This window comes from Halomonas sp. SpR1 (assembly GCF_031010175.1).
Taxonomy (GTDB): Bacteria; Pseudomonadota; Gammaproteobacteria; order Pseudomonadales; family Halomonadaceae; genus Vreelandella.
The window spans coordinates 45955-66325 of the sequence record NZ_JAUAMB010000019.1 but is presented as its reverse complement, the minus strand read 5'-3'; the positions used below and the strand labels follow the sequence as shown (position 1 = coordinate 66325).

16 protein-coding genes are annotated in these 20371 nt (G+C 55.1%); 9 read left to right on the top strand and 7 right to left on the bottom strand.

Annotated features, from left to right (window positions below):
• Positions 1-30: 30 nt before the first annotated feature.
• Together rpoZ and gmk are read right to left on the bottom strand one after the other, a co-directional pair.
• Complete coding sequence (rpoZ, locus tag QT231_RS14410) at positions 31-288, bottom strand: DNA-directed RNA polymerase subunit omega (protein WP_007112267.1); 258 nt, start codon at positions 286-288, stop codon at positions 31-33.
• A gap of 119 nt (positions 289-407) precedes the next feature.
• Complete coding sequence (gene gmk, locus QT231_RS14405) at positions 408-1040, bottom strand: guanylate kinase (RefSeq protein WP_308337545.1); 633 nt, start codon at positions 1038-1040, stop codon at positions 408-410.
• Between the two features lie 151 nt (positions 1041-1191).
• On the opposite strand from gmk, the gene QT231_RS14400 reads away from it, so the two are divergent.
• Complete coding sequence (locus QT231_RS14400) at positions 1192-1887, top strand: extensin family protein (protein WP_308337544.1); 696 nt, start codon at positions 1192-1194, stop codon at positions 1885-1887.
• Between the two features lie 16 nt (positions 1888-1903).
• On the opposite strand, the gene QT231_RS14395 is transcribed toward QT231_RS14400, so the two are convergent.
• Complete coding sequence (locus QT231_RS14395; protein ID WP_308337543.1) at positions 1904-2155, bottom strand: hypothetical protein; 252 nt, start codon at positions 2153-2155, stop codon at positions 1904-1906.
• Positions 2156-2245: 90 nt separating this feature from the next.
• Positions 2246-3448: an MFS transporter gene (locus tag QT231_RS14390; protein WP_308337542.1), complete on the bottom strand. Its 1203-nt coding sequence runs from the start codon at positions 3446-3448 to the stop codon at positions 2246-2248.
• A 334-nt stretch (positions 3449-3782) separates the two neighbouring features.
• On the opposite strand from QT231_RS14390, the gene QT231_RS14385 reads away from it, so the two are divergent.
• Entirely contained in the window at positions 3783-4409 is a 627-nt protein-coding gene (locus QT231_RS14385) for a DNA-3-methyladenine glycosylase 2 family protein (protein ID WP_308337541.1), read from the top strand.
• Positions 4410-4462: 53 nt separating this feature from the next.
• Here the strand turns inward: QT231_RS14385 and QT231_RS14380 are convergent, their stop codons facing one another.
• From QT231_RS14380 to QT231_RS14370, 3 genes are all read right to left on the bottom strand, one after another.
• Complete coding sequence (locus QT231_RS14380) at positions 4463-5338, bottom strand: pirin family protein (protein WP_308337540.1); 876 nt, start codon at positions 5336-5338, stop codon at positions 4463-4465.
• A gap of 116 nt (positions 5339-5454) precedes the next feature.
• On the bottom strand, positions 5455-6495 hold the full coding sequence (locus QT231_RS14375) for a zinc-dependent alcohol dehydrogenase family protein (RefSeq protein WP_308337539.1): 1041 nt from the start codon (positions 6493-6495) through the stop codon (positions 5455-5457).
• Positions 6496-6563: 68 nt separating this feature from the next.
• Complete coding sequence (locus tag QT231_RS14370) at positions 6564-7139, bottom strand: histidine phosphatase family protein (RefSeq protein WP_308337538.1); 576 nt, start codon at positions 7137-7139, stop codon at positions 6564-6566.
• 85 nt (positions 7140-7224) lie between these two features.
• On the opposite strand from QT231_RS14370, the gene QT231_RS14365 reads away from it, so the two are divergent.
• The 7 genes from QT231_RS14365 (at position 7225) to QT231_RS14335 (ending at position 20297) form a co-directional block, all read left to right on the top strand.
• Positions 7225-8271: a PDDEXK nuclease domain-containing protein gene (locus tag QT231_RS14365; RefSeq protein ID WP_308337537.1), complete on the top strand. Its 1047-nt coding sequence runs from the start codon at positions 7225-7227 to the stop codon at positions 8269-8271.
• A 114-nt stretch (positions 8272-8385) separates the two neighbouring features.
• Positions 8386-11916 carry a type I restriction-modification system endonuclease gene (hsdR, locus tag QT231_RS14360; RefSeq protein WP_308337536.1) on the top strand — a complete coding sequence of 1177 codons (3531 nt, stop codon included), beginning with the start codon at positions 8386-8388 and terminating at the stop codon, positions 11914-11916.
• A gap of 65 nt (positions 11917-11981) precedes the next feature.
• Positions 11982-13166: an ATP-binding protein gene (locus tag QT231_RS14355; RefSeq protein ID WP_308337535.1), complete on the top strand. Its 1185-nt coding sequence runs from the start codon at positions 11982-11984 to the stop codon at positions 13164-13166.
• A 6-nt stretch (positions 13167-13172) separates the two neighbouring features.
• Entirely contained in the window at positions 13173-13709 is a 537-nt protein-coding gene (locus QT231_RS14350) for a hypothetical protein (RefSeq protein WP_308337534.1), read from the top strand.
• 41 nt (positions 13710-13750) lie between these two features.
• On the top strand, positions 13751-15379 hold the full coding sequence (locus QT231_RS14345; RefSeq protein ID WP_308337533.1) for an N-6 DNA methylase: 1629 nt from the start codon (positions 13751-13753) through the stop codon (positions 15377-15379).
• The gene (locus QT231_RS14340) at positions 15376-16749 is read left to right on the top strand and encodes a restriction endonuclease subunit S (RefSeq protein ID WP_308337532.1); all 1374 of its coding nucleotides are present in this window, start codon (positions 15376-15378) and stop codon (positions 16747-16749) included. Before QT231_RS14345 ends, QT231_RS14340 begins: the two co-directional genes overlap by 4 nt.
• Positions 16746-20297: an AAA domain-containing protein gene (locus QT231_RS14335; protein WP_308337531.1), complete on the top strand. Its 3552-nt coding sequence runs from the start codon at positions 16746-16748 to the stop codon at positions 20295-20297. The genes QT231_RS14340 and QT231_RS14335 overlap by 4 nt, the downstream gene beginning before the upstream one ends.
• The last annotated feature ends 74 nt before the right edge of the window (positions 20298-20371 follow it).

The following is a 20371-nucleotide window of genomic DNA, read 5'->3' as shown; positions in this document are numbered from 1 at the left end:
ACCGCGCCTCTATCGGTGTCGTTGAAAACGTTAGTCGTCGATATGAGTAGGCGCCATAGCCGGGCGCGGACGAACAGCGGCTTCAACGGGCTCGTCGAGCACAGTGTGATCGACCAGGCCTGCGGCAATTTCACGCAGCGCCATCACCGTGGGTTTATCGTTTTCCCAGGGTAGCAGAGCATCGCGGGAGCCGCGCGCCAGCTGTCGAGCACGCTGGGTGGAAATCATTACCAGCTTGAAACGGTTTTCAACATTTTCAAGACAATCTTCAACAGTTACGCGAGCCATGGGAGCCTTCCTGTTATGACGGAACCGGGCCGACGCCATTAAAAAGTTGCAAACGGCATCGACCCAGCGGAAAAAACGCATTTAAAGCCGTATTTAAAAACACGGTAGAACCAGATAGATTACTCGACCGTAGGCGCCTGTGACAAGAGCGCAGCCAATAGCGGCGCGTGGCGCTCGCTCATTACCGGGAGACTCAAGCGGCGGCTGATCACCAACGACTGTAACTCCTGCAGCGCCGTGGTGAAGTCATCGTTAACCACCAGGTAATCATATTCGTGGTAATGGGACATTTCACTCACCGCATCGCGCATACGCCGGGCAATCACTGCATGCTCATCGGTGCCGCGGCTAGCGAGGCGTCTCTCCAGCTCGTTACGCGAGGGCGGTAGAATAAAAATCGACACCGCATCCGGCATTTGCTCGCGCACCTGCTGGGCGCCCTGCCAGTCGATTTCTAAAATCACGTCCTGCCCTGCTGCCAGCAACACCTCTACCGCCTGGCGTGAGGTGCCGTAGTAATTATCGAATACTTTGGCATACTCAAAGAACTCACCGCGCGCGATCATCGCTTCAAACTCGGCCACATCGGTGAAATGATAGTTCACACCATCCACCTCACCCTCGCGTTTGGCACGCGTAGTGTGCGACACCGACACTTGAATCCCATCCAGGCTTTCGATTAGCTCACGCACCAAGCTAGTCTTGCCAGCACCCGACGGGGCAGAAACGATAAACAGCGTACCTTGGGACATGAAGTACTTTCCCTTCAGTTAGCGAAAAATAAGTAGCGGATAAAAGTAGCAAAAACAAGTAGCGCGACTGCAGCAGAGCAGCAAGGCTGCGCAGTATCGCACACCCTGCGCGACGACTGTAGCGTTGGTGGTGACATACAGGGAGGTAGGCATGCGCAGTACGCTATTAATTTTAGGTCTCATTGCACTGGGCGTGGCCCTGCAAAAAGGCCTGATAGAAATCCCCCGCCACTGGGCGCCTTGGGCACCGCTGCATATTGATGACCCTATCACGCCGGTTACGCAGCTTAAGCTAAGCCGCTTGGCGGATGATCGCAATGGCTGTCTAGCTGCTTTGGATACCGCGCCTGAAGGTAAGTTGCGCTACACATCGTTAGCCGATTACGCCCCCACGGCAAGCTGCCCTCTCACTAATGTTGTGCGTATGCACTCTAGCGATGTTGCGTTCAACCAAAGCTTCGTGGCCTCCTGCCCGTTGGCACTGGCCTGGGTCATGTATGAGCGCCATGCGTTACAGCCTGCCGCCGAGGAGATTATGGGCAGCCGGGTTAGCCAGGTTAATCACGTGGGCAGCTTTGCCTGCCGTAACGTTTACGGCCGCGAAACCGGCAGGCGCAGTGAACACGCCACCGCCGAAGCGCTGGATGTAACGGGGTTTCAATTTGAGAATGGGCAGCGCATTACTCTGATCAACAATTGGGATGATGACGGTGAGGTGGGAGAGTTTTTACGCGCCGCCCGTGATGGCGCCTGCGATACCTTTGGCAACGTGCTAGGGCCTGACTACAACGCCGCGCATGCCGATCACTTTCATATGGGCATGCGCGGGTTTCGGCTGTGCCGCTAAAGGGCGTTATCTGCGCTTAATCGAGGCTAATATCATCTTCATCTGTAGCAGCACCGGTTGCAGCGCCAACACCACCCCCAATAACCGCGCCCTGGGTAACACTACCTCCCGTCGCGGCGGCGGCACCGGCGCCTACTGCTGCGCCTACGCCAGCACCGCTTGTAGCGCGCTCACCGGTGGTGGAGCCGCAGCCCGCTAAACCTACTGTTAATGCAACAATTGCGCTTAGGGCTAGAATACGTGGCGTTTTCGATTCCTGAGTATGCATGGTCATCTCCTTATGGGTATTCACCTTACACACTAGAAAGGATTTACCAACTTTGCCACTTAGCCGTCCGCGGCCCTATCAATAAGAAGGTTAAGTGTTATGAACTAATGCCCCATCAGTCCGCTTTTCCAGCCAGCGCCCAGCGGCAAAAATCACCAAGCCGCAGAGCGCCAAACCAGCGCCGACTAGTCCCGTACTTGACCAACTAAAGCCAGCGCTGATCGCAAGCCCGGCCAGCCACGCTCCTAACGCGTTGGCACCGTTGAAGGCCGCATGATTCAGCGAGGCCGCCATGGTTTGAGCATCTTCGGCCACATCCATTAAGCGGGTTTGCAACGAAGGCGCCAGCGCCATACTGGTACCTACCAGGCCAACGAACAGCAGCCCCGTCCAAACGTTATTCGCCGCAAAGTAAAACAGCCCCTGGATCACTCCACACCAGAGCAAAATGGTCGGTATGGCGCGCATCAGGTTTCTATCCGCCATGCGCCCACCAATTAAATTACCGGCAATCGAGCCCAGCCCGAAGATCACCAGTACCAAAGGCCCCAACGCTTCGCTCATACCCGCCTGCTGGGTCAAAGTCGGCATCACATAGCTGAAAATAGCGAACATACCGCCGCAGCCAATACAGGCGAGCGCCAGGGTGACCAGCACCCGCTGTTTAAGCAGCGCTGACAGCTCTCGAACGGGGCTTGCCAGGGTATCAATGGGCTGAACCGGCACATGCAAGCGGATTAACAGCGCGGTGAGCAGCGCAATGCCCCCTACGCCGGCAAAGGCGATCTGCCAACCAAACAGGTTACCCGTCCAGGTACCTAACGGTGCCCCAATCAGAATCGCCACGGTTAAGCCCATCATCACCCGGGAGATAGCCCGCGCCCGTTGATCTACCGGCACTGCCCCCGCAGCCACCAGCGCGGCGATGCCAAAATAGGCACCGTGGGGCAGACCAGCCAGAAAACGCAGGCCAACAAATGACCAGAATCCCGGTGCCATGGCGCTGGCAATATTGCCCACCGCAAACACCAGCATCAGTACGATCAATAGCGTCCGCCTAGGCACCCGCGCAGCCAGCGCCGAAATCAGCGGCGCGCCCACTACCACGCCCAGGGCGTAGCTGCTAATCGCATAGCCCACTTGGGGCACGGTTACGGCTAAATCACCCGCCACGCGGTTCATCAAGCCCATAATGACGAACTCGCTGGTGCCGATTCCAAAGCCACCCAGCGCCAACACAAATTCGGCCAAACGCGGGTTGCGCGCCAGCCCTTGAGACGACGAATCCTGCATGCTTATCTCCTTGGGATACCGCCCTGTTGGTATCACGATGGCGCAAATGATCGCAGGATTAGACGAAAGTAGAAACACGCCGCGTTTAAAAAGTTAACGGGCGAACTCAATCGTTAAGTTGGGCTGAACAGGAATGTTTGGATAAGGTGGTTGGCGGTCAGGCTATAGGGGATCCACCTGAAAGCAAACGCTCACGCAGATGGCGGTTACGCGGCACCTAGCCGGTTTGCAGACCCAACGGGCGGAAGGCAACATAATGTGCATTTTAATACTCAAAAATAGCTAAAAGCTCAATTAATGAGCAAAAAAATACTCATTTTAGCCAGGAGCCGTCATGACATCTGATAACGCGTCCTCTGATATGATCGAGCATGCCATGGCAGCACTCGCCAAGGCAGACCCCGATATCGCCCGCGCCTATCCATTGGTAGGCGCGCCTGCCCCACGCCAGCGCGACCAGGATTTTGCGACATTTTTCAGTACCATAGTTAGCCAGCAACTCTCCACCGAAGCCGCCCGTGCGATTATGGCGCGCGTCAATGCGCTGCTGCCTGAACTGCATGCCAAAGCGGTTATGGAGGTAGAGGGCCAAGCGCTGCGCGATGCAGGGCTCTCCTGGCGCAAGATCGAGTACGCCAAGGGGCTGGCAGAAGCGGAACTGGCGGGCACCTTTACCGCCGATGGGCTTGAGCAGCTAAGCGACGACGAGGCGATTGCCGCGATTACCCAGCTGCGTGGGTTTGGCCGCTGGAGCGCCGAGATCTATCTGATGTTCTCGCTGAAGCGCCCAGACATTTTCCCCGCCGATGATCTTGCCCTGCGAGTAGCGCTTGGCCGCCTTAAGGGTATGGATGACAAACCCACGCCCAAGCAGGCCCGCCAGCTAGTCGAACACTGGGCGCCCTGGCGCAGCGTGGGTTCGCTGTTTCTGTGGCACTACTACCGCGGCGAGCCGTTATAGCGACTCTCTTTACCCAATACCCTGTCTTTAAACAGCCCTGTCTTTAAATAATCTTAGCCGTCGAGCCCGCCAAATTTGCCGTTCTGGTAGTCATCAACCGCCTGGACAATCTCTTCGCGGGTGTTCATCACAAAGGGGCCATGGGAGTAGACGGGTTCGTCGATGACATCGCCATGACCAAACAGCAGACGTGCATCGCTGCTGGCTTCGATGTCGAGGCGCTCGCCATCGCGGTCTACCTCGATCAGATGGTGAGGCTGAACGGGTTCGCCGCCTACCTCAACGTTTCCCTCCACCACGTAGAGAAATACCTGTCGCCCAGGCGCTACCGGTAACTGCTCCCGCGATCCGGCAGGCAGCCGCAGCGTTGACATAAATATCCCCGTCAGCGTGTCGATAGGGCCAGCGTCACCCTGCCACTGCCCGGCAATCAGGTTCAGCTCACCGCCGCCCGGCAACGCAATGGCGGGAATTGACTCCTGCTGCAGCCCAACGTAGCGCGGTTCGCTCATCTTCAAACGCGCCGGTAGATTGACCCACAGCTGCAGAATCTCCAGCGGGCCGCCGTCACGCAAAAACTCCGGCGGCGAAATTTCCGCATGCACAATGCCGCTGCCCGCAGTCATCCACTGCACGCCACCGGCGTTGATAACGCTTTGGTGCTTGGTGCTATCCGCATGGGCCAGCGAGCCCTCCAGAATGAAGGTTACTGTCTCGAAGCCCCGGTGCGGGTGCGGGCCAAAGGGCAGCCCACGGTTATTGGCCGGATACGTCTGCGGGCCGTGGTGATTCAAAAACAGAAACGGGTCGAGCTGATCAAGACCCGGCCCCGGCAATGGCCGCCGGGTGGTTAGATCTCCGATATCATCGCGCCGGGCCGGATGCTGGGCGATTACCCGGCGAACTGTTGGGGTAGTATCTGTTGGCATCGTTTACTCCTTATCAATACTGCCCAGCGTAAAACCTACAGCAGAGGATTAGGAGCGAATAATTTGCCTCGTTTCATTGCAGGAAATTGTTACGTGTCATCGCCGCTATCGCCTGCTTAGAACTCCGTCACCACCGTCACGCCCGCCCCTTCAAACTTATCCATGTTCATCAACGCCTTAATTGACTGCTCAAGGGTGATGCGTTTGCCGATAAGCTTTTCAGGCGCCAGCTTGCCAGACTGAATCATCGCCAGCATGGCGTCATAACGGTGGGCCTGCATGCCATGACTGCCCAGAATTTCCAGCTCGTTGGCAATGACCTTACTCATGGGAATAGCCGGTGTGCTGTTCTCCGCCAACATCAGCCCAACCTGAATATGCTTGCCGCGTTTACGCAGGTTGCTGATGGAGTTAAAGCAGGTCATCGGGTGCCCTAGCGCATCCATCGACACGTGAGCGCCTCCCCGGGTTATGTCCGCCACCGCTTCAACCACATTGGCCACCTTGGCGGCATTCACGGTGGCGATAGCGCCCAATTGACGGGCTAGAGTAAGCGCCTCTTCCGAAATATCGATGGCGACAACGTTAGCGCCGATGGCGTTGGCAATCATCACGGCAGATAGCCCCACACCACCGCAGCCGTGAACGGCCACCCACTGTCCGGCCGATGTTTGGCCCTGATCGACCACCGCCCGAAATGAAGTCACAAACCGACAGCCCAGGCTGGCCGCAGTGGCGAAGTCGAGTGTTTCTGGCAGCGCGACCAAATTCACATCGGCGTAGTGAATCCCCACATACTCGGCAAAGGAGCCCCAGTGGGTAAAACCAGGCTGAAACTGGCTATCGCACACCTGATGGTTGCCGGAGTGGCACTCCGGGCAAGTTCCGCAACCACCCACGAACGGCACCGTGACGCGATCGCCGATGCGCCATTGCTTTACATCTTTGCCTACGGCTTCCACAACGCCTGCCAGCTCATGCCCCGGCACATGGGGGAGCTGGATATCAGTATCGTGCCCTACCCAGCCGTGCCAATCGCTGCGGCAGACCCCGGTCGCCATCACTCTCACCACCACGCCGTGGGGCTCAGAGGTGGGATCAGGCAGTTGCTGGATCTGGGGTGGGGCGGAAAATTGCTCAAAAACAACGGCTTTCATAAAGAGTTCCTAAACGGTATCGCTTTTTTACTTTATAACTGCACCTGCGGTTAAGGAGCAAACTCAAACTATTGGCCGCTAAGGCTTAGCCGCCCCACTACCTGGAACGAATCTTCTGCTGGGCGTACCACAATCATTTCGCCAGAACCCACGCCGCTGCCAACCAGCGCGGTGATATTCACCTGATGGGTAACCAGTAGCAAATTTCCCGGCCCTTGCCACGCGGCAATCTGCTCTTGGGCGGTCTGAGTGATTGACGCCTGATCACCACGCCCGCGAAAGAAGGAGTCTAACCACGGCGCAGGTTCAACACTGCCCAGAGCCATTAGCTCGGCGGTATCCAGCGCCCGACACCAGCGTGACGAATATACCGCCGCAATGGGGATAGCCCGCTCACGCAACGCACGACCAGCGGCTTGTGCCTGGGCGCGCCCCTGAGCAGAGAGATTGCGCTGGGTATCGCACTTAGAAAGCTCAAAACCCGGCGGGTCGCCAATACCAGGGGCTAGGGAGTGGCGCATTAGAATTACCAAGCCGCCCTCCTTCAGCGCCTGCCAGGTTGCGTCGTTCGCCTGGGTGGTAACCGAAAATACACTCAACACAGCGAGCAACAGGGTTAACGTGAAGTGGCGTAGGGTGGGCATGTAAAGGCGTCCTTAAATCGGCAAAATTTGATATTGTTAAACCTAAGCCAGCCGCCATTCCGCTATGACGCCAGGGGGTAAGCCTATGACGGAGCAGAACCCAACCGCTTTTAGTCGCCTGGTTAGCGCGATTATCCAACAGATAGAGCAGGCCCGCGGGCAAGTACGCCAAGCCGTGAATACGGCCATGGTACAAAGCTACTGGGAAATAGGCCGTTTAATTGTCGAGCACGAACAACAAGGCAATCGCCGTGCCGAGTATGGTAAGCAGCAGCTACAGCAGCTCTCGCAACAGCTAACCGAGCGGTTGGGTAAAGGCTTTGATGTCACTAACTTGCGCAATATGCGCCGCTTTTACCAAGCCTTTCCAATTCGGGAGACAGTGTCTCTCGAATTGAGTTGGTCACATTACAACCTGCTAGCGAAGGTAGAAAACCCAAGTGCGCGAACGTGGTATCAACAAGAGGCAGAACAGCACAGTTGGAGCGTACGCGCCCTGGAGCGCCAGATTAATACCCTTTACTACGAGCGCCTCCTGGCCAGCCAAGACAAATCCCTGGTGGAAGCCGAAGCTCAACAAAACACCCAGCCGTTGGCAGAAACCGCCAAAGACTATCTGCGTGATCCTTACATTCTGGATTTTCTTAATCTGCAGGATAAAACCTATCAGGAAAGCCATCTAGAGCAGGCCATTATCAGCAACCTGCAGCAGTTTTTACTGGAGCTAGGCAAAGGCTTTGCCTTTGTGGAGCGCCAGCAACGCATCCGTTTTGATGACGAGGATTTCTACATCGACCTGGTGTTCTACAACTTCAAACTGAAATGCTTTTTACTGGTGGATCTAAAGCTCGGCAAACTCAAGCACCAGGATATTGGCCAGATGGATACCTACGTGCGCCTATACGATGAGCAGCGCAAAGGCAGCGATGATAACCCCACCATAGGCCTTGTGCTGTGCAGCGAAAAAAGCGAAGCCGTGGTGAAGTACTCGGTGCTGGCCGAGCAAGAACAGCTGTTTGCGGCGAAATACCTGCCGTATTTGCCCTCAGAGGATGAGCTCAAACGCGAGCTAGAGCGGGAGCGGGCTCAGGCAGTCGAACAACTTAAACAGCAAGCGCTGGGCGATGAGTGATCAATAGCATGCCCCCAAAAGTACACTTAGCTAAGCACACTCTATTTCATTAGTATGGGTGGTGATGCAACACTGCGACAAAGCCAATTGGCAAAGATATGGAGAGTAAATGTAATGACATCGCCCTATCCTCCCAGCAACTTTGGCTTTTTAGCAGAGCATGATGCGCTGTTTGTCGAACTGGCCACCGCTGCCGAACACGCCTTTGTTAGCGACCCCAACACCACCTTAATTAAGCTGCGCCAATTGGGAGAAGCGCTTGCCCAGCATATGGCGGCAATCTCCGGGATCGAGTTTGATGACCAAACCAGCCAAGCCGACCTGCTCTACCGCTTAAACCGCGAGCTGCGCTTGGAACCCCAGGTGAAAGAGCTATTTCACACCCTGCGAGTTGAAGGCAACAAAGCCACTCACCAGTTCCGCACCCGCCATAAAGCAGCTATGGATGGCCTAAAGCTGGCTCGTGAACTGGCTATCTGGTTTCACCGCTCCTTTGGCAAGGCAGGCACCGCCTTCAAGCCCGGCCCCTTTGTCCCACCCGCTGATCCCAGCGCACAGCTGCGCCAGCTGCAGGCCGATATCGAAAAGCTCCGCCACGAACTTCAACACGCCAACAAGGCACTGGACAGTAGCCAGCAGCTTAGCCAGTTGGTCGAGCAAGAGAAGCAGGAGTATGAAGCACTGGCGTTGGCTATGGATGAAGAGTCCCGCGCCCTGGCCAAACAGGCACAAAGCCACGAACAAGCGTTGGCCCAACAGCAACAGGCTTACGAAGGCAAAATTCGCGCCCTGCAAACACAGCTCACCGCCCAGGGCGAAAGCAGCGTTAACCTGCAGCGCCAGCAGGTAGTCAGCAAAACCCAAGCCGCCAGCAACACTCTGGTACTGAGTGAAGAGCTAACGCGCCTACTGATTGACCAGCAACTCAATGAAGCGGGGTGGGAAGCTGACAGCCAAGAGATCAGCTATCAAAAAGGCGCCCGTCCCGAGAAAGGTACCTACCGCGCCATTGCCGAATGGCCCACTCAGCCCGCACAACAAACCAATGGCCAAAAAGAACGAGCAGATTACGTGCTATTTTGCGGCTTAACGCCGATTGCCGTGGTCGAAGCCAAGAAAGAGAACATTAATGTCGCGGGCAAGATTGATCAATCCGAGCGCTACAGCAAAGGCCTAAACGTTGGACCACCGCTGGTGGGCGCCTGGGAGCTTGCCGGACGCACCGTCGCCTGGCCCGCCGATGAAGAGGGCCACTTTAAAGTACCCTTTGTGTACTCCTGCAACGGTCGCCCCTACCTGCCTCAGCTAGCCGAACAGTCGGGCACCTGGTTTCGCGATGTGCGAGAACCCAGTAACACTCGCCGCGCCTTACCCCGCTTTCATACCCCCGGCGGCCTGTTAAACCTGCTGGAGCGCGATAGAGAAAACGCCGACAAGCTGCTTAAACACGAGCCTTTCGGTTACCTACGGATTAGGGAGTATCAGCAAAAGGCGATTCTGGCTACCGAGCACGTCCTGGCCCACGGTAGCCGCGCTGCCTTGCTGGCCATGGCCACGGGTACTGGCAAAACACGCACTATCATCGGCCTTATGTACCGGTTTTTAAAAACCGAACGCTTTCACCGCATTCTGTTTCTGGTCGATCGTACCGCCCTTGGCGATCAAGCCATTGATGCCTTCAACGAAGACCCGTTAGAGCAGAACCAAACCCTAAGCAAAATCTACAATGTGGCAGAGCTGGGCGATATGGCAGCAGAAGCCGAGACCCGCGTGCAGGTCGCCACCGTGCAGGCCATGGTGAAACGCATTTTTGCCAGCGATGCGCCGCCGCCGATTGATCAATTCGACTGCATCATCATCGACGAAGCCCACCGTGGCTACACGCTCGACCAGGAGATGACCGAAGGCGAGCTGGCCACCCGCGATGTCAGTCAGTACCTCTCCAGCTACCGCCGGGTGCTCGACTACTTCGATGCGATCAAAATCGCGCTCACCGCCACCCCGGCCAAGCATACCAGCGAGATTTTTGGTAAGCCGGTTTACACCTACTCCTATCGGGAAGCGGTAGCGGACGACTGGCTGATTGACCACGAGCCACCGATTCGCTATGAAACCCTGCTGACCCAAGAAGGCATCCAGTTTGAGAAGGGTAAACCCATCGAGGTGGTCAACACCCAAACCGGCGAAGTCGATACCACCGAGCTAGAAGACGAGCTGCGCTTCGACGTCGACGCCTTCAATCGCCAGGTCATCAACGAAAACTTCAACCGCGTGATCTGTGAGCAGTTGGCCGAAGAACTAGACCCGTTTGGCGACGAAAAAACGCTGATCTTCTGCGCCACCGACCTCCACGCTGATATGGTCAAACGGCTGCTGGATGACGCCTTCAAAGCGCTTTATAACGGCAGCTATCACCAGGCCGCGGTGGCTAAAATCACTGGTAAAAGCGACAAGGTCGACCAACTGATCCGGCGCTATAAAAACGAGCGCTACCCCAATATCGCCATTACTGTGGATCTACTCACCACCGGCATTGATGTGCCCAAAATCTGCCACTTGGTGTTTATGCGCCAAGTGCGCTCACGGATTCTATTTGAACAGATGATTGGCCGAGCCACTCGTCGCTGTGATGAGATCGGCAAGACCGTGTTCACCATCTACGACCCGGTGGATATCTACGCCGCCCTGGCGGAGGTCAACACCATGAAGCCGCTGGTGCGTGACCCCAATATCAGCCTTACACAGCTAGTCGATGAACTGACCGATGCGCACCAGCTAGAAAACGCCCTGAATAGCCCTGGCGAACAGCAAGGTGAAAGCCAGGCTGATGTAGTGCTCAGCCAGCTCAGCCAAAAAGTCATGCGCGTACTGCGTAAGGCCGACTCCAAAGCGGAAAACAAACCCGCGCTTAAACAAAAGCTCAATGAGCTGCACAACCTATGGGGCGTGGAGCCAAACAAGCTCCATGAGCACTTACATAAGTTAGGGCCAAGGCAGGCATCTGCGTTTCTTCGCCAGCATAGCGGCTTGATACACCAGCTAGCCGAGGTAAAACAGCTGGTGGGCAGCGACCGCATGCCGGTGATTTCCGACCACGACGATGAGATTCGCGAGCGCAGCCAGAGCTACGGTGTACATAAACGCCCGGAAGACTATCTGGATAGCTTCAATGCGTTTATCAGCGAGCAGATCAACCAGTCCGCCGCCCTGGCCGTGGTGGTTAACCAACCCCGCGATCTTACCCGAGCACAGTTGAAAGAGGTGAAAGTGCTGCTGGATAACCACGGTTACTCGGAAGCCAACCTGCAGAGCGCGGTGCGCAACCACACCAATCAGGATATCGCCGCCAGCATCATCGGCCACATTCGCCGCGCCGCCCTCGGCGAGCCGTTAAAGCCGTTTGAGCAGCGCGTCGCCGATGCCATGGATCGCCTCTACACCCAGCACGACTGGACGCCCAACCAGCGCAAGTGGCTGGGAAAACTGGCCAAACAACTCACCAAAGAAGTCATTCTCGACCGTGAGACGGTCAACCAGCTTCCCGCCTTCCAAGGCGGCGCAAAACAGCTGGATAAAGTGCTGGGGGAGCAGTTGGACAACGTGTTGGAAGAGCTGAATGAGGCCATGTGGCCAGAGACCGGCTGATTCCACCTTGAAATCACACCACCAATAGCGCAGTATCAACAAAATATTGTTGAAAACTGAAGAATATGATCAAAAACCTGAGTTTCAAAAATTTTTACAGCTTTGCTGATGATACCGTCATCGACTTTGCCTTGGGCAAAAAGCCCACGCCGTCTGGCTACGATATCGATATCAATGGCGAACGCTACAACAAAGCCATTGCGGTAGTAGGCGCCAACGGCTCAGGTAAAACGCAATTCCTTAAGCCGTTGGCATTTCTGAGCTGGTTTGCCTCCGAGTCTTTTTTAGGCAACGACCCTGATCTTGATATTCCTTTCGCTGTCCATCGGTTACATGCTAACGAACCATGCCGCTTTGAGCTTGAGTTTATGATCGGTGGCATCGACTACCGTTACCAATTGGAACTGACGCCACAAGAGGTCATTTTCGAGGCGCTCTATGAAAAAACGAGTGCTCAATACAGCTATTTATTTAAGCGTGAAAAAACACAGCAAGGATATAGCTTTAAACAAAAAGGCTTTCCGTTTCCTAAAGCCCAGGCCGAGAAGCTCCGAGGCAATACGTCACTGATCAGCGCTGCCCACAGCTACGATATCGCTGAAGCAAAGCCCTTCATCGTTTTTTTTGACCATCTTGAAACCAATGTTGTAAGCACTGGACGACGACATTTTCAGCACGGTGAGGTGGTGGGGGCCGCAGCAAAGTTTCAGAAAGCCCCCGAATTGCTCAAGCGTATGTCCGAGGCCATGAGTACGTTTGACCTCGGCCTCAGCAGTGTTGAAATACGCAAGCTGACAGGGCGAGATGAAGCAGGCAAGGAAGAAGATGTGTTTGTTCCTTTTGGCCTGCACAAAACTGACGATGGCCAAGCGTTTGAACTGCCCTTCTTCGAGGAGTCCAGCGGCACTCAATCTGCGTTTGTGCTGCTTCAGCCTATTTTGAACGCCCTACAAAAAGGTGGCATTGCCGTTATCGACGAAATCGACAATGACCTGCATCCACACCTGGTACCGCACCTGCTGGAGTGGTTTGAATTTGACCACACAAACCCTCATCAGGCGCAGTTGATTTTCACCTGCCACACCCCCGAGGTGCTAAATTTACTGCAAAAGCATCAGGTCTACTTGGTCGAGAAGCGCAACCAAAACAGCGAGGCTTGGCGGTTAGACGATATGACAGGCCTGCGTTCCGACGACAATCTGTATGCCAAATACATGGCCGGAGCCCTTGGCGCCACCCCGGAGCTGTAACCGATCATGGCAAGGAAACATACTCACCAGCGACGCCATCGGCAAACAAGTAAAACGGCCCTGTTGATTGTAGGTGAAGGCCCAGACGATCAAGCCTTTGTTAAACATATGCATCAGCAGTTTCGAACCGACTACGCAGACATTAAGCCGACGATAGAAAAACAGTCGGGGGGCTCGCCCGGCAATATCATTACCAATGCCACCAGAAAATATGGACACCTAGCATTCGACCAACGCTTTCTTGTGCTTGACGCCGATGTGCCACCTACCCAGCAGGATCGCGACAAGGCCATAAAACACGACTACAAGATTATCCTCTGGTCGCCTACTTGCCTTGAAGGGGCCCTACTAGATGTACTGGGTGAGGGGGTCAACGACCATGAAACCGCTCAGCAGCTAAAAAGTCGTTTACATCCTCGACTGGCCGGTACTCACACCCAGTCAGCAGCCTACGCGGTGCTATTTCCCCGAGCCGTGCTTCAAGCATCAGAAAATATCTCGGTCAATACAGTCCGCAACGCCCTTGCCGGACAACTCACTTAATCCCCCCCGCTCATTATTAAAGCGGGTTAAAAGGCTCCTCCATGACCCACAACGACATCGTTCAAAAACTTTGGAATCTGTGTGACGTACTGCGCGATGACGGCATCAACTACTCCGACTACGTCACCGAGCTAGTGCTCCTGCTGTTTATCAAGATGGTGCATGAGAACACTGAAGCGGGCACCCTGAAAAAGCACCCGCTACCGGAAGGCTGCCGCTGGACGGATCTGAACAGCAAAGATGGTCAGAACCTGCTCGAAACGTATAAACGAATTTTGCTCGCTTTATCGACGGGCAAAGACAGCCAAGGCAATCAAATACATAACGACCCATTGATAACAGCTGTTTATGCCGATGCACAAACTCGCCTCAGAGAGCCGCGGCATTTAAGACAGATGGTCGTAGCCCTTGATCAAATCGATTGGTTTAGCGCCCAACAAGATGGCCTGGGCGATTTATACGAAGGTCTCATGGAGAAGAACGCCAACGAAACCAAATCCGGTGCAGGCCAGTACTTTACGCCCCGCGCACTGATCAACAGCATGGTGCGCTGCCTAAAGCCCCAACACAGTGAAATTATTCAAGATCCAGCAGCAGGCACGGCGGGCTTTTTAACCGCCGCCGACCAATACATTAAAGAGCACACCGATGGCTTGGCCGACCTGGATGCCCCGCAGCAGCTTTTTCAGCAAAACAAAGCCTTTGTCGGCATTGAACTGGTGCCCGGCACCCGCCGCCTGGCGTTAATGAACTGCCTGCTACACGGCATGGAAGGCGATGACGAAGGCGTGGTGCATCTCGGCAACGCCCTGGGCCAAGCGGGCGCAAGCCTCGCCAAAGCCGATGTAATACTGGCCAACCCGCCTTTCGGCACCAGCAAAGGGGGTGACGCCAGCATCACCCGCGACGACCTGACGTACAAAACCAGTAACAAACAGCTCGCCTTTCTTCAGCACATCTACCGCAACCTCAAACCCGGTGGCCGCGCCGCGGTGGTACTACCGGATAACGTGCTTTTTGAAGCGGGCGTGGGAACCGATGTGCGCCACGACCTGATGGATAAGTGCAACCTGCACACCATCCTGCGCCTGCCCACCGGTATTTTTTACGCCCAGGGCGTGAAGACCAACGTGCTGTTCTTCACCAAGGGTAGTGCAGCGGATAAATACCAGGATACCGGCTGCACCGAGAACATCTGGATCTACGACCTGCGCACCAATATGCCTAGCTTTGGTAAGCGCACTCCCTTTGGCGAACAGCACTTGAAGCCGTTCGAGGCGGTATTTGGCGATGACTCTAACGGCCAAAGTAAACGCCAGGAGGGCGAATGGTCATTCAACGCCGAAGAAATCGCGGTCGATACTGACGCCACTGAGGAAAATCAGAACGTCAGCGATGACCGCCTCGCCAAATCCCGCTGGCGTTGCTTCAGCCGCGAGTGGATTCGTGACACCAAGGGCGACTCGCTGGATATCAGTTGGCTCAAGGACAAGGACAGCGTGGATGCCGCCAATCTGCCGGAACCCAGCGTGCTGGCTGGTGAAGCAATGAGCGAGCTGGTGCAAGCGATGGGCGAGTTGGATAGCTTGATGCGGGAATTGGGGGCTGAAGAAGAAGCGGATGGGCAGCGGGTGTTGTTGAAGGAAGTGATGGGTGGTGTTAAGCAATGACTGTAAAAGTTATTCCCCAGCAGTGGGTTAATGTGCCATTAGAGGAAGTGATTCAGCGAATCGTTGGAGGTGGAACACCAAGTAAATCGAAACCTGAGTATTACCAAGGTGATATACCCTGGATGAGCGTTAAGGACATGAACAAGCAAGTCCTTATAGATACTGTAGATCACATCTCGCCTGAAGCTGTAGAAAATAGCAGCACTAATATCATCCCTGCGGGCATCCCAATCATTGCGACACGAATGAGCTTAGGAAAGATCGTAACCGCTCATTTTGACTCGGCAATCAATCAAGATCTGAAAGCTCTCTTTCTCCCAGCTGAAATCCACCGGGATTATCTTGTTTACTGGTATAGATCTGTTGCGCGATTAATAGAACAAATGGGCACTGGCACCACGGTCAAGGGAATACGGCTAGAAGCTCTGAAGGGGCTGGAATTTTCGCTACCTCCTCTCGCCGAACAAAAAGTCATCGTCGATAAACTCGACACCCTGCTGATCCAGGTAGAAAACACCAAAGCCCGCCTTGAGCGCATCCCACAAATCCTCAAGCGCTTTCGCCAGTCTGTGCTGGCAGCGGCAGTGAGTGGGCGGTTGACAGGCTTACCTGATGATATATTTAAGCCAACGCCAGTTGAGCAACTAGCAAAAAAACAGAAGTATTCATTAGGAATTGGGCCTTTCGGTAGCAACCTGAAAGTTTCAGACTACCGTAAGTCTGGACACCCTCTAGTCTTCGTCAGAGAAATTCGAGCTATTCAATTCGGGGATAGTGCAACAAAGTTTGTATCCAGTGAAAAGTTTCAAGAACTGAAAGCCCACAGGGTTCTTCCTGGTGATATTTTAATCACTAAAATGGGAGACCCTCCTGGCGATGTTGCAATATATCCATTAAGTCGCCCCGAAGCGGTCATCACAGCTGATTGTATTAAGCTTTCTGTAGATGAGTCATTTGCTTGTAGAGACTACGTCGCCTACGCAATGCAATCCGAGCAATTCCGTCTCGCTGTATTGTCTATTTCAGCAGGCGTTGCTCAGCAAAAAGTGAATTTAACCAAGTTCAGAAAGCTAGAGCTGCAACTCCCTCCACTATTTGAGCAAGCCCGAATTGTCAGCCGAGTCGACCAGCTTTTCGCCCACGCCGACCGTATCGAGCTGCAGGTCAATCAAGCGCTAGCGCGAGTAAATAACCTCTCCCAGTCCATCCTCGCCAAAGCCTTTCGCGGTGAGCTGACCGAGCAGTGGCGCAAGGATAACCCCGAGCTGATCAGCGGCGAGAACAGCGCCGAGGCGCTACTGGAGAGGATCAAGGCAGAACGGGCGGCAAAAGCGCCAGCAAAACGCACAAGGAAGAAGGCAACGGCATGACTCAGGCAGAGACCACCACTCCCTCGGCCCAGCAGTGGCTTCGTTACTGGCGCAATTCGTTGGCAGACGCTGAGAGCGGCCGCGGGGCGCTGACCAAAAAGGAGCTGGGGCAAACTGAAAGCCTGGAAAGTACCTTTTATCGTGAAGGGCGTCTACCGCCCGACCATTCAGTGCTACAAAAGCTGTTCGAAGGTGAGCCAGAATCCGTCCAGCTGGTACGGGTAATGTTACGGCCGGCAGTTTACAAGGTGCTGCAGGAACACGGGGCTAAAAAGCAGGCGCTTTTCCCCGATGTTATAACACCCTTAATCTGTGGTTTGTGGGTGTCCCGCGACGGTCACTTGATTCCCGCCGAGCCGCCGGTCATCCCTCGTGATCTTCTTCGCCCCCAGGCCGATGACCGTTTTACGTTGGCTGACGTTGCGGATCAGGATCGCTTCTTGAGTAAGGCTGAACCAAAAGTCTGGTCAGAGAGCGAAGCGCAAACGCTGCTGGAGAAAAGCGAGCAAGACGAGCACCAGACACGATGGAAAACGTATTACAACATCTCGCGTCAATTGTTCGACGAGCTGTGCCCGAAAGAGTTGCTTAAAACGGCATTCGTGAGTGCGGATGAAGCGCGAATCGTCAAGGTTGATGAACAACTGGGCGCGGCGCACCATATCATTAAGCTCTATGACTGGCTTTCCACCACGGATAAGCCTTTGCCACTGCTAGACGCCTATGCCCTGGCGAAGGTCGAACAGTACCAATCTTGCGTAAAGCCATTGTCAGGCATGTCGAACCGTCTTGGTCACGCCAATACGCTATACCCCCTGGCAATCGCCCAACGCGATGCGTTGGCCCAGGTCATGGCGATGGAAGAAGGAGAGGTGCTGGCAGTCAACGGCCCGCCGGGCACGGGGAAAACCACGTTCGTTCTTTCGGCCGTCGCCTCGCTGTGGGTAAAAGCCGCGCTTGATCAGACAGAGCCACCGTTGATCGTGGCAGCCTCGACCAATAACCAGGCTGTCACCAATGTGCTTGAAGCCTTCGCCAAGGAGTTTGAAGAAACGGATGACGCCTTCGGTGGGCGCTGGCTGCCTGAGATCACCAGTTACGGCGGCTATTATCCGGCCCGTAGCAAGGAGAACGAGGCGGCAAAACACTATCAGACGCCATCGTTCTATCGCCGCATCGAATCGCCGGAGTATCTAGATAGCGCCGAACCGCTGTTTATGCAACATGCCCGGCAAGCCCTTGGTGATGAGACACTTGACCGTATAGATAGCGTCCGAGAGCGGCTCCATCAACGGCTAACAGACAAGCAAGCACAACTGTCTACCTTGCAACAGCACTGGACGGAGAGGGAAGCGCTTCAAACACAGCTGATTAAAACGCTGGGAGATACGCCCGAGGAAACACTGGCGCGCGAGCAGAAGGCACTCGCCGCGCTGCAAACGGAGCAAGATACCATTCAGGCTGATCTCAAGCAGTGGCAACGCTTCTGTGCCGAAGAGCCAATGTGGCTATCACTGCTAGCCGTGTTACCACCAGTGGCCAAAAAGCGCAGTTTGAGGCGAGAGCTGTTTATCGAAGAGCACCTGAGCGCTGATACGCAGCGGTTGATCGAACAAGCGTCAGCGGCGAGTGCTCCAGAGTCCGTGTTGAAACTATGGCTGGCCAAGCAGCGCGAGGCCATCGAGCAGAAAACAGCCTTTCTGGCAGAGTGCCAGCAATGGCAACAAGGGGTGGAACAGGCGGCGGCAAAGCTCGAATCCGCTTATCGAGCGCTGAGCCTCAATGAATTACCGGCGTCTTTTGACGCCTTTGATCAGAGACTGGATACATCGCTGCGTTTTCACCTCTTCCAGCTGTCCGTGCACTACTGGGAGGCGCGTTGGCTCGAAGAGTGCGCGGAGCGTTCAGAGGAGCTGGCTGAACAAACGGCCAAAGGGCGTGAAAAGCCGGGCCTGAGTAAAGTGCGCCCCCGCTGGCGTCGACGCATGATGTTGACGCCCTGCATCGTTTCGACGCTGCACTCGTTACCCTCGCACATGACCCACAGCGTATTTGAAGGCGAAGGACAGTATCGGAACGAGTACCTCATCAATGAGATCGACCTGTTGATTATCGATGAAGCTGGGCAGGTGGCCCCTGATGTGGCGGGAGCATCCATGGCGCTGGCCAAGCGTGTGCTGGCTATTGGCGATGTGCATCAGATTAAGCCGGTTGCCACACAATCACAGGCAGTCGATGTGGGTAATCTTTCCCATCAGGGTATTATGACTGCCCTGGATAGGTACGAAGGGCTGCGTGAGGGCGGGCGCTCTGTCGTAGACGGCAGCGTGATGCGGATCGCTCAGCAAGCCAGTCGCTACCATTACCTTGAGCAGGCTGAGCCAGGTATGTTCCTGCGCGAACATCGCCGCTGCTTGAACGACATCATCGCCTACTGCAATGACCTCTGCTATCGCGGGTTGTTGCAACCGCTGCGCACCACATTGGCTACTGATCACGAACTGCCGCCTTTTGGCTACGTGCATGTTGATGGCCGGGCTGAGACGCCGCCTTCAGCAAGCCGTGTCAACCGGCTCGAGGCAGTCACGGTAGCCGAATGGCTGGTGGAGCAGCGTAGCCGACTGGAAACGGTACATGGCAAACCTTTGGAAAAAATTGTCGGCATCGTTACACCTTTTAAAGCGCAGGCCACTCTGATCGAGAGTGAATGCCGCGCAAGGGATATCAAGATAGGCCGAGGCGAAGACGAAATGACGGTCGGTACCGTGCATGCTCTGCAGGGAGCCGAGCGCCCTATCGTTATTTTTTCAGCAGTCTATTCGCGGCACGACGATGGCAATTTTATCGACCAAGACCCTTCGCTGCTTAACGTAGCAGTATCACGGGCCAAGGATAGCTTCCTTGTATTTGGCGATATGGACGTTATTGACGCTGCACCGCGGGGAACACCGCGCCACTTGTTGGGGAGGTATCTGTTCAGTCGTGAAGAAAACGAACTGCTGTTTACTGCCAGCATTGCACGCCCCGATCTGCTCGAACTTTGTCGAAAGCCGCGAGTGATCAACGATGCCGAGGAGCATGACGACTGCATAAAAGAGCTGCTTGAACTCGTCAGCTCACGACTGGATATGGTCTCGCCCTGGATCTCCTACAGACGCTTGGATGAAACCGGATTACTGACGGCACTGCAAAAGGCGGCTGCCCGTGGTATTGCCATTACGATCTATACCGACCATCGCTTCAATACCGCCAATGGTGATCAGCCGGATACCCAGAAAGCGGCTCGCTTCGAAAGGTGCTGCAAAGCGCTTGCCGAGGATAACGTGACAGTGAAAGTAGTCGACCGGGTTCATAGCAAGCTCATCATGGTCGATGATCACGTCATGTGTGCAGGCTCCTACAACTGGGCCTGCGCTGCGCGTCACGGGCCGTACCGAAACATGGAAACATCGGTAGTTTACAGTGGCGAACTGATGGAGGAGTTGAAGCTTCAGCGCGCAGCCCTGGAGAAACGCGTCAAGAATCAGCATCTCGAAAACACTGTATAAGAAACCTGGTTTGGGCCGAGTCTCTTTTGATGAAACCAAATAGATGGGTTTAACGAAACGCCTTCTGCACCAGA